Genomic DNA, 10418 nt, shown 5'->3' with positions numbered 1-10418 from the left:
TCCCACTCCAGTAATATCAAGGGATTAGAGGAGTGCGGGCATCTGGCCCCCTTCTTCACCCTTTATCCGGACTTGATATGATATCAAGTTCGCTTATTCATGTCCGCGAAGCGGAAATACCCTAATTAAAAATCCAGGGAGTAAGATGCTCCCACTCCAGTAATATCAAGGGATTAGAGGAGTGCGGGCATCTGGCCCCCTTCTTCACCCTTTATCCGGACTTGATATGATAGATTAGCTCCCACGGGAGAGGGGGCGATAGTAGGAGGATCGTGGCAAAAGTCGATACAATAAACAGTGTGGCGTTAAATCGATAAAATACGAGTGATCCAAGACGAAACCCTAGAGCTGTTAGAATGGTCGCGGTTATGCGAGCATTTATCGACGTTTGCAGCGACGAAAATGGGGGCGATCGCCGCCCAAAACTTGCCGATCCCCGAAACTCAGGCAGAAAGTATCACCCTATTGGCACAAACTCAGGAAGTGTATACCCTTGAGCAAACCCTAACTACAGAGCTACCGTTTGGGGGTATTCGGGATATTCGCACCATTGTTAAACGGGCGACACTCAAAGGGGTACTGTATGGGGATGAACTGCTGGATGTGGCGAGTACATTGGCGGGGATGCGACGACTGCGCCGGTTTATTGAGGAACAGGATGATGTGCCGATTTTACTGGATTTGATTAGCACTATCCGGACTTATCCGGAATTGGAACAGGAGATTAATCACTGTATTGATGAACAGGGGAGAGTTGCCGATCGCGCTAGTGTGAAGCTCGGTAATCTACGCCGTCAATTGAAAAATCAGCGCGATCGCATTACGCAAACCCTGCAAAACCTGCTGCAACGGAAATCTCACGCCATTCAGGAGAATTTGATTACCCAACGGGGCGATCGCTACGTGCTGCCGGTGAAAGCGAATCACAAGGAAACGATCCCCGGTATCGTTCATGACTCCTCTGCGAGCGGCGCAACTCTGTATATCGAACCCCATGCGATCGTCTCCTTGGGGAATGATTTGCGACAGTTGCAAAAAGAGGAAAGTAAGGAAGAAGAAGCCATTTGTCGCGCTCTCACGGAGAAGGTGGCGGAGGTTTACGACGATTTAGAACATTTGGTCGAGATTGCTACCATTCTGGATTTAGCTACAGCGAAAGCCAGATATAGTTATTGGTTACAAGCTAATCCACCTCGTTTCATTGAATCCACGGAAATGATTACCCTACGGCAATTGCGCCATCCCCTGCTGGTGTGGCAACAGCGTCACGAACAGGGGCAAGAGGTGGTTCCGGTGACGGTGTGTATTGAACCGCCGATCCGAGTAGTGGCAATTACGGGGCCGAATACGGGAGGAAAGACGGTTACTTTGAAGACCTTGGCTCTGGCGGCACTGATGGCGAAGGTGGGCTTATTTGTGCCAGCGCGGGAACCGGTGGAACTGCCTTGGTTTAGCCAGATTTTAGCCGATATTGGCGATGAACAGTCCTTGGAGCAAAGTTTATCGACGTTTTCGGGACATATTCGCCGCATTTGTCGGATTTTGGACAGTGTTGCCGCTTGTAGGGGCGAACGGCCGTTCGCCCCTACATTGGTACTATTAGATGAGGTGGGTGCGGGAACCGATCCCTCCGAGGGCACTGGGTTGGCGATCGCCCTCTTGAAACATCTCGCCACCAACGCCCAACTTACCATTGCCACCACCCACTTCGGGGAACTCAAAGCCCTCAAGTATGAGGATGAGCGGTTTGAGAATGCCTCGGTGGAGTTTGACGAGGTATCCTTGCAACCCACCTATCGCCTACTCTGGGGCATTCCGGGGCGCTCCAATGCTCTAGCTATTGCCCGCCGTTTGGGGTTAAATGTGGAGGTGATCGAAGAGGCGCAACAGTGGATAGGCACGGGTTCTGAAGACGTGAATCAGGCGATCGCCGGTTTAGAAGCCGAGCGTCGTCGTCAGGAAACCCAAGTCAAGGAAACCTCCAGCCTACTTTCGGAAACTGAACGACTCCACCAAGAAGTCGCACTCAAAGCGCAACAACTCAAAGAGCGGGAACAACAGTTACGCCAACAACAGGAAATCGAGATCCAAAAGGCAATTTCGCAAGCCAAAAAAGAAGTCGCCCAAGCCATCAAACGCCTACAACAAGGCACTGCCCAAGACACCCACAAAGCCACCCAAGAACTCGATCGCATTGCCGAGCAATATCTGCCCTCTAAAGTCAATCCCCCCAAACCCAAACCCGGTTATAAACCGCAAGTCGGGGAACGGGTACGCATTCCCAGTTTAGGACAAACCGGAGAAGTGCTACAAATCGACGAAGACGGGCAAGAATTAACCGTGCGCTTTGGGTTAATGAAAATGACCGTAGGACTGGCAGAAATCGAATCCTTAGACGGCAAAAAAGCGGAAGTTCCCACTAAGGAAACGAGCAAAAAAACAGTTACGGAAAAAGAGAAAACGCCCCCTCCAAAACCCACTGCCCCAGTTATCCAAACCTCTCACAATACCTTAGATATCCGAGGCTTGCGCGTGGTAACGGCTGAAGCAGAACTCGATCAAGGGATTACCAAAGCCTATAATGCTAATTGTACCAATGTCTGGATTATTCACGGCAAAGGCACGGGTAAATTAAGGGAAGGAGTCCATGAATTTCTCCGGAGTCATCCCCAAGTAGAGCGCTTTGAATTAGCGGATCAAAAAAACGGCGGCACAGGGGTAACCATTGCCTATTTAATCGGATAATTCCATCACCGTAGGGGCGGGTTATACCAAACTCTAGGACACCCACAAATCAACCTTGTAAACCCGCCCCCACCCCACCAACAAATCCACCATAAATGATGATATCGACATCGAGTTGGGCGGGTTCACCGTAGGGGCGGGTTATACCCAAATCTAGGACACCCACAAATCAATCTTGTAAACCCGCCCCCACCCCACCAACAAACCCACCGGAAATGATGATATCGACATCGGGTTGGGCAGGTTCACCGTAGGGGCGGGTTATACCCAAATCTAGGACACCCATAAATCAATGACGTAAACCCGCCCCCACCCCACCAAAAAACCACCGGAAATGATGATATCGACATCGTGTTGGGCGGGTTTACGAATGTTATTGGTGGGATTCCAAAATGGTTGAAAAACCCGCCCCTACGGATTGATTTATATCGTGTGATGGATACAATTCATCCGTTTCCCATTTTAACGGATTATCCATAATATATTGTTGAATTGTGGCTAATGAACCTTCATCGCGGATAATGTGTTCGTAATATCCCCTTTGCCATACCGGAATTCCTTTCATTGACCGGATTTGATTGATCCGACGCGCTGAAAAGGTTTTAAATGTTCTAATAATTTTGGCTAGGTCGTGTTTTTTATCCTGTTCTTTAATCTCGATAATACCATGGAAATGATTGGGCATAATCACAAATATATTTAAGGCAATATGGGAATAAATTTTCGTTAAATTGAACCAATTGTCTTCAACAACTTGACCGTAACGGCTGAATTTCATCATTCCATCTTCAATCTTGCCCAACAAACATTCGCGCTGGTAAATACAAATCGTAACAAAATAGAAACCCGGTTGACTGTAATCATATTCCGGCAGGCGAATGGAACGACGATGATGAATTTTGGGATTATATTTCATGTTCATAGCACCAAAACAACAATCCGTAGGGGCGGGTTATACCCAAATCTAGGACACCCACAAATCAATGACGTAAACTCGCCCCCACCCCACCAACAAACCACAGGAAATGATGATATCGACATCGTGTTGGGCGGGTTCACAAAGGTTATTGGTGGGATTCCCAAATGGTTGCAGAACCCGCCCCTACAAATTTTCTCGCTATTATTCTCTGTAAAAAACCTATTATTCATATTCACCTAGAAAATGGCCCATTCTGGGGATTAAATGGCGAACAGCGAGTATCGTTTGGAGGACAGGAAACACAACAGTCCCATCGTTTTTCTCTATTTCTGTTCCAATGAGACATAGAAACTTGGACAAAGGCAGAACTAGCAACTTGCCTAATTCCAGGATCTTGATGTTGAGAGAACCTTTCTCTACAATATTGTGCGCCATCTGCAATATCAAAGTTAATTTCAATTCGTGGAGCTAATTCTCTACCCATCGGTTTCGTTACCGTACATAGGCCTTGAGTTAAATTATCAGTCTTTGGATACTCATTATAATAGTAGCCTTCTGGCTTTTTCCTATCGCAGAGTTGCGTAAAATTTATCGTGCCTACATACAACACATCACCACTTGGCTGCCCTGGTAATTCTGCTAGTCGATTATTAGGTTGGGCAGTCGGATTCTCTTCAGCTAGAGTCGGAGTTGATGTAGCAAAAAGTGCAGCTATAGCAATAAGAGAAGCTCGCATTCCAACTCCTAAACCAGCAGCTGCGAGAAATGCTAGTATTTGAGGAGCTGCTGCGACTAATACTATTACTACTCCAACTATCGCAACTGCCCAAAGAAACGTGGTAATTTCTTCTACTGGAATAGAAAATTGGTTAAAGTTTTGGGGGTCAACGTCGAAGTTTGGGACTTTAGGAATCTCTTGAACTGGCCCAAATGATTCTGATTGACCCGTTCCTTGATTATCTTCAGGAGGATCATCATCATCATTTGTATAGGGATTTGGAGGAGGTTCTCCATGATAGCGGTCTCCAGTTGGTTTAGGATCTTGTGTTTCTCTAATAGGTTGTACACGATTTTGACTAGGTTGATTTTGACTAGATGGATGGTCACTCAGCCCATTTGTATCACCAAAATGCACGCCCTGAGTATACTGCTGAAGTAGGACAAATGTCGGTAGCATTTGGTGTCATTGAGTTTAAATTTTTATTAAATTTCTGCTGCCGATACGCACTTCCCAGGAGAAACCGGGTTTCTGGACGGCTAATTTCCTTCATCCCTCAGATCTCCATTTTCCGAATCCGAATTGTGGTAGGGGCAATTACAGTAAAAGCACCCGGTAGTTGATCGGCGTATTGAGCGATCGCATTAGCAATGATTGTTACCTTTTTCTCGTTGGATAACCCTATTAACAGGCGATCCACAATCAGTTGATTAATATTTTCATCTGCCAACAAGTTCACGAAGCTACATCTAACACTGGATACACCACATCCGCCTTTAACGCTTCAGCAGCAAAGGCAAGGGCGGCGAGGATAGACTGGCGATCGAGTCTAGGATAAGCTTGTAAGAGTTGTTCCTCAGTTTCTCCAGCCGCAAGACTTTCTAGAATCAATTCAACGGTAATTCGAGTTCCCCGAATCGTTGGTTTTCCCATCATAATTTGGGGATCGGAAATAATCAGTTGTTGGTACTCCGGCATCATGTACAAGAACTCCTGTATCAATCAGAAACATTTCGGTTTGACCGTAATGCCTTATAGAAATTTCTTTGGGACAGAGAAAATCTGAAGTTAATGTCCCCCTATTAAATACTCCACATATAGCGTAAAATTAAAAAAATGTCAATTTATTTCACCAGATGTGGAAAATGGAGTACATTAAGATCTCATCACTTCATTTTATGTGACCGTAGTATCTCCATTCCTTATGATGCAACCTTCATGTCCGATCGCGGAAACCCTCTCCATAACAGCCCATGCCCCCCACACAACCCCTATCTATGTGGTTAAGCGAGATGGCACTCATGCTGCCCTAGATGTCACCAAGATTCGTGCTGTTGTGGAGTGGGCATGTCTGGGAACCCAGACGAGTCCTATTCCTCTAGAGGCAGGGCTAACGACTCGTCTACGCAATGGGGTAACCACCAGAGAAATCCAGGAAAACTTGATTAACTGTAGCTTAGAGTTGTGTAGCCCGACAGAACCGGATTGGCGCTATGTGGCTGGAAGGCTCCATATATGGAGCTTGTGGAAAGATACTCTAGTCAACCGTGGCTACCAATATAGCAATTATCCGAAAACGGTGGCTCGCAAGGTGGCAGCCAATGAGTATGACGAACGGATTTTAACCTATTCTCCGGATGAATTGGAACGGGCAGGCAGTTGGATTAACCCCGATTGGGATACGGATTATGATTATGCTGGAGCCACTCTGTTGACGAAGCGGTATTTGCTCAAAGATGAATTACCGCAAGAGGCTTATCTGACTTGTGCGCTGTTGCTTGCGTCGGTGGAGGAGCCGCAGAATCGGTTGAAGTGGGCGAAAAAGTTTTATGAGGCGATCGCCCAACGGAAAATTTCCTTAGCGACTCCCATCCTCGCCAACCTCCGCATTCCTGGGGGTTCTCTGTCGAGTTGCTTCATTACCGCCATGGATGACAACCTAGAGAGCATTTACGAAACCCTAACCGATACAGCTCGCATTTCCAAAAATGGCGGCGGTGTGGGGGTAAATGTGAGCCGCATTCGGGCGACAGGATCTTGGGTGATGGGTAAACCCAATGCTTCTGGGGGAGTTGTGCCCTGGATTAAACTGCTCAATGATACGGCGATCGCCGTGAACCAAGGCGGAAGACGCGCAGGAGCAGTCACCGTCAGCCTCGATATCTGGCATTTAGATATCCTCGAATTCCTGGAAATGCAAACCGAGAATGGGGATCAACGGCGTAAAGCTTATGATATTTTCCCCCAATTGGTGATTGCCGATGAATTCATGAGACGGGTTATTGCCCAACAAAACTGGACATTAGTCGATCCCTATGAAGTAAAAACCAAACTGGGCATTGACTTACCGACGCTTTGGGGCAAAGACTTCGAGCAAGCTTATGAAAAAATTGAAGCTGAAGTGGGTCATACTCTAGCCTTGTATAACCGGATTAATGCCAGGGAACTGTTTAAAACCATCATGCGTACCCAGGTAGAAACGGGTATGCCCTATCTGGCTTTCAAAGATACGATTAACCGGGCTAATCCCAACTCTCATAAAGGCTATATTCCCGGCGTTAATCTCTGTTGTGAATCCTTCAGTAATGTTAGTCCTGGAGAAGAAGCCCATTGTTGCAACTTAAATAGCCTCAATTTTGCCAACCTAGAAGCCGAGGAATTGGCCGACATTTGCCAAACGGCAGTCCGCATGTTGGACAATACCATTGAAGTCACCCATCCTCCTTTCGCAGCCAGTAAAACCCATAACGACAGATATCGCACGATTGGGGTAGGAGCTATGGGATTAGCGGATTGGTTAGCCAAACGCCAACTATCTTATGAAGACTTGCCTCAAATGAGTCATTTATTTGAGGAAATGGGCTATTGGTGTACCCATGCTTCTATGGAACTGGCGAAAGAGCGCGGTGCTTATGAATACTTTGCGGGCAGTCAGTGGAGTAAGGGGCATTTAATTGGATCTAAACCGGTAGAGTGGTTTCGGGAACATTCCCAGGAGCCAGAACGCTGGGAACAATTGTCACAGGATATCCAGAAATATGGTATTCGTAATAGTCATATTACGGCGATCGCCCCTAACACCTCCTCCTCCCTCGTCCAAGGCTGCACCGCCAGCATTCTCCCCACCTACAGCCGTTTCTTCTACGATAAATGGGCAAAAGGCAGCGTACCCATTGCCCCCCCATTTATCACCGATTTCTTCTGGTACTACCAAGAAAGCAAAAACTTAGAACAGAAAAAAGTCGTCGCTGCTGTTGCTACCATTCAACAGTGGATTGATACCGGCATTTCTATGGAATTGCTCTTTAACTTAAACTCCGGTGTCTATTTTCAGGATGAACCAGAGCGCACCCTCAAAGCTAAAGATATTTTTGAAACTTTAGTCATGGCTTGGCAACAAGAATGTAAAGCCGTATACTATGTCCGCACCGTTCAACGGGACGACTTTAAGGAAGGGTTAACCGATTGTAGTTCTTGCGCCAATTAACCGAATATTTGCTAAATTCGGGAAATGGAAGTAGATTATAAGCTGCTTCCATTTTTTGGTCATTAACTCCTAATTGGACTACAAAAATCATGAATCATACACACATCATCGATCGGCAAAAAATGACGATGAACCCCATCTTTAACCCTGGGGGAAATGACGATACCGAACATCGCACCATTTGGTTTGGGGAAACCACCAACCTCATGCAACTCAATGATGTCCGCTATCCTTGGGCAGTCAGTCTCTATAAAATGATGCGTGAGAACTTCTGGATTCCCGAAAAATTGGACATTACTCAAGATGTGGTAGATTATTGGAATTTGACCCCAGAAGAAAGACAAGCATTTGATGGAATTTTGTCCTATTTAACCTTTTTGGATTCCGTTCAAACCTGCAATATTCCCCACTTAAAAAGCACGGTAACTGCTCCAGAAGTGAGTCTCTGTATGGCAGAACAAATTGCCCAAGAGGGAATGCACAATCAATCTTATCAATATATGATTGAGACGATTATTCCTTCAGAAAAAAGGAATCAAGTTTATGATTTCTGGCGCACGGATAAAGTTCTCAAAGACCGATGTCGGTTTGTAGCGACACTTTATCAGCAGTATATCGACGATCCGACTCCAGAAAAATACTTTGTTTCTTTGGTGGCAGATTATATTTTAGAAGGGCTATACTTTTACAATGGCTTTTGCTTTTTCTATAATCTAGCTTCCCGGATGTTGATGCCAGGGAGTGCGGATATTTTCAAGTTGATTAATCGAGATGAATTATCCCATGTCCGGCTCTATCAAAAAATCCTGCCGGAGGCAATGACGGTGTTTCCCAATTCGATGGATCAAGTTTATGAAATGTTCGATCAAGCTGTGCAGCATGAATGCCAGTGGACAAACCATATTATTGGCAATCAAATTCTGGGAATTACGGAGGGGAGTACGGAGCAGTACACCAAATACTTGGCTAATATTCGCTTAGGTGCGATCGGTTTGCCGCCGATGTATCCGGATGATAAATATAAGAAGAGTCCCTATGCTCATCTAGAGCGTTTTTCGGATACGAAGAAAGAAGGCCATACGAAGGCAAATTTCTTTGAAGCGGGAGTCACCAGTTATGTGATGTCTTCCGGGGTAACCGGTTGGGACGAAATTTAGTAATCATAGGGAGCAGGAGATTTGATGGGTTTTTAGCGAGCAGGAGATTTGATGGGTCTTTAGCGAGCAGGAGATTTAATGGGTCTTTAGCGAGCAGGAGATTTAATGGGTCTTTAGCGAGCAGGATGCTCGCACTCCATAATATAATGATGAAATTTCAGGAGTGTGAGCGTCTCGCTCACTAAGGATAGTAAGAGCGAGCAGGAGATTTGATGGGTCTTTAGCAAGTAGGAGATTTAATGGGTCTTTAGCGAGCAAGATGCTCGCACTCCATAATATAATGATGAAATTTCAGGAGTGTGAGGGTCCCGCTCACTAAGGATAGTAAGAGCGAGCAGGAGATTTCATTATTATGACTTATAAAAAGCCCTTGCCTAAATTAGAAATTCAAGGAGGGATTTACTTTATTACTTTTACCACTTATGAAAGATTAGAGCTGAATGATGAAGCGCGAAAAATAGTCTTAGATGCTTGTCTATATTTTCATGAAAAACGCTATTTTTTGTATAGTACTGTTGTGATGTCAGATCATGTTCATTTGTTAATCAAACCCTATCGAAAATCGGAACAAGAATATTGGTCAATGGGTAGTATTATGCATAGCATAAAAAGTTATAGCTCTAACCAAGTTCCTAAAGTGATGAAACATATGGGCAAGGTTTGGCAAGATGGATGCTATGATGTATTGATCAAAAATCGCGAACATTTTCTGAATATTTTGGACTATATCAGAGAAAACCCAGTTAAAGCAAAATATGCTGATGCTCCAGAAGATTATCCTTTCTTGTGGGAAAGTTTTTAATTCTTTTTGTAGAGGACAATACAGGAATGCGAGTATCTTGCTCGCTAGTTGATTCCGAGAGGAGTGCGAGCATCTTGCTCGCTAGTTAATCCCGATGAGGAGTGCGAGCATCTTGCTCGCTAGTTGATTCCGAGAGGAGTGCGAGCATCTTGCTCGCTAGTTGATTCCGAGAGGAGTGCGAGCATCTTGCTCGCTCGTTAATCCCGATGAGGAGTGCGAGCATCTTGCTCGCTAGTTGATTCCGAGAGGAGTGCGAGCATCTTGCTGGCTGTTGATCTCTAGAGGAGTGCGAGCATCTTGCTCGCTCGTTAATTCCGAGAGGAGTGCGAGTATCTTGCTCGCTCGTTAATCCCGATGAGGAGTGCGAGCATCTTGCTCGCTCGTTGATTCCGAGAGGAGTGCGAGCATCTTGCTCGCTCGTTAATTTGTAGCGAGCGAGACGCTCGCATTCCCTACTTTTAGGATTTGTATCAAAAAACTTCTGAAGCCATGTAGGTGAGGAGAGGGAAGGGTAGGCGAAGGGGAAAAGGAATTGTTAGACTGAAATGATCCATTGGCCTAGGTTCCTCGGTACAATGAACAACGACTTC

Annotated in this window: 8 protein-coding genes; 4 read left to right on the top strand and 4 right to left on the bottom strand. The window is 45.7% G+C overall.

The genetic code is table 11. The features are described from left to right. The first annotated feature begins 324 nt into the window (after positions 1-324). The gene (locus PMG71_RS05215) at positions 325-2745 is read left to right on the top strand and encodes an endonuclease MutS2 (protein WP_283752589.1); all 2421 of its coding nucleotides are present in this window, start codon (positions 325-327) and stop codon (positions 2743-2745) included. 373 nt (positions 2746-3118) lie between these two features. Here PMG71_RS05215 and PMG71_RS05210 read toward each other — a convergent pair whose 3' ends face one another. From PMG71_RS05210 to PMG71_RS05195, 4 genes are all read right to left on the bottom strand, one after another. After that, a complete protein-coding gene (locus PMG71_RS05210) occupies positions 3119-3661 on the bottom strand; it encodes an REP-associated tyrosine transposase (protein WP_283752588.1) in 543 nt (180 codons plus the stop codon). 235 nt (positions 3662-3896) lie between these two features. Then, on the bottom strand, positions 3897-4841 hold the full coding sequence (locus PMG71_RS05205; protein ID WP_283752587.1) for a hypothetical protein: 945 nt from the start codon (positions 4839-4841) through the stop codon (positions 3897-3899). 97 nt (positions 4842-4938) lie between these two features. Next, positions 4939-5121 carry a hypothetical protein gene (locus PMG71_RS05200; RefSeq protein WP_283752586.1) on the bottom strand — a complete coding sequence of 61 codons (183 nt, stop codon included), beginning with the start codon at positions 5119-5121 and terminating at the stop codon, positions 4939-4941. Beyond that, positions 5118-5360, bottom strand: a complete 243-nt coding sequence (locus tag PMG71_RS05195) for a DUF433 domain-containing protein (protein ID WP_347178782.1) — start codon at positions 5358-5360, stop codon at positions 5118-5120. The genes PMG71_RS05200 and PMG71_RS05195 overlap by 4 nt, the downstream gene beginning before the upstream one ends. Positions 5361-5586: 226 nt before the next feature. On the opposite strand from PMG71_RS05195, the gene PMG71_RS05190 reads away from it, so the two are divergent. From PMG71_RS05190 to PMG71_RS05180, 3 genes are all read left to right on the top strand, one after another. Continuing rightward, on the top strand, positions 5587-7869 hold the full coding sequence (locus tag PMG71_RS05190) for a ribonucleoside-diphosphate reductase subunit alpha (protein ID WP_283752584.1): 2283 nt from the start codon (positions 5587-5589) through the stop codon (positions 7867-7869). A 122-nt stretch (positions 7870-7991) separates the two neighbouring features. Continuing rightward, entirely contained in the window at positions 7992-9026 is a 1035-nt protein-coding gene (locus PMG71_RS05185) for a ribonucleotide-diphosphate reductase subunit beta (protein ID WP_430540994.1), read from the top strand. Positions 9027-9378: 352 nt separating this feature from the next. Continuing rightward, positions 9379-9828 (top strand): REP-associated tyrosine transposase, encoded by a 450-nt coding sequence (locus tag PMG71_RS05180; RefSeq protein WP_283752582.1) that lies wholly within the window; start codon positions 9379-9381, stop codon positions 9826-9828. Positions 9829-10418 lie beyond the last annotated feature (590 nt).

This window comes from Roseofilum acuticapitatum BLCC-M154 (assembly GCF_030068475.1).
Classification (GTDB): Bacteria; Cyanobacteriota; Cyanobacteriia; order Cyanobacteriales; family Desertifilaceae; genus Roseofilum; species Roseofilum acuticapitatum.
This window is presented reverse-complemented; position numbering and strand designations above follow the sequence as displayed.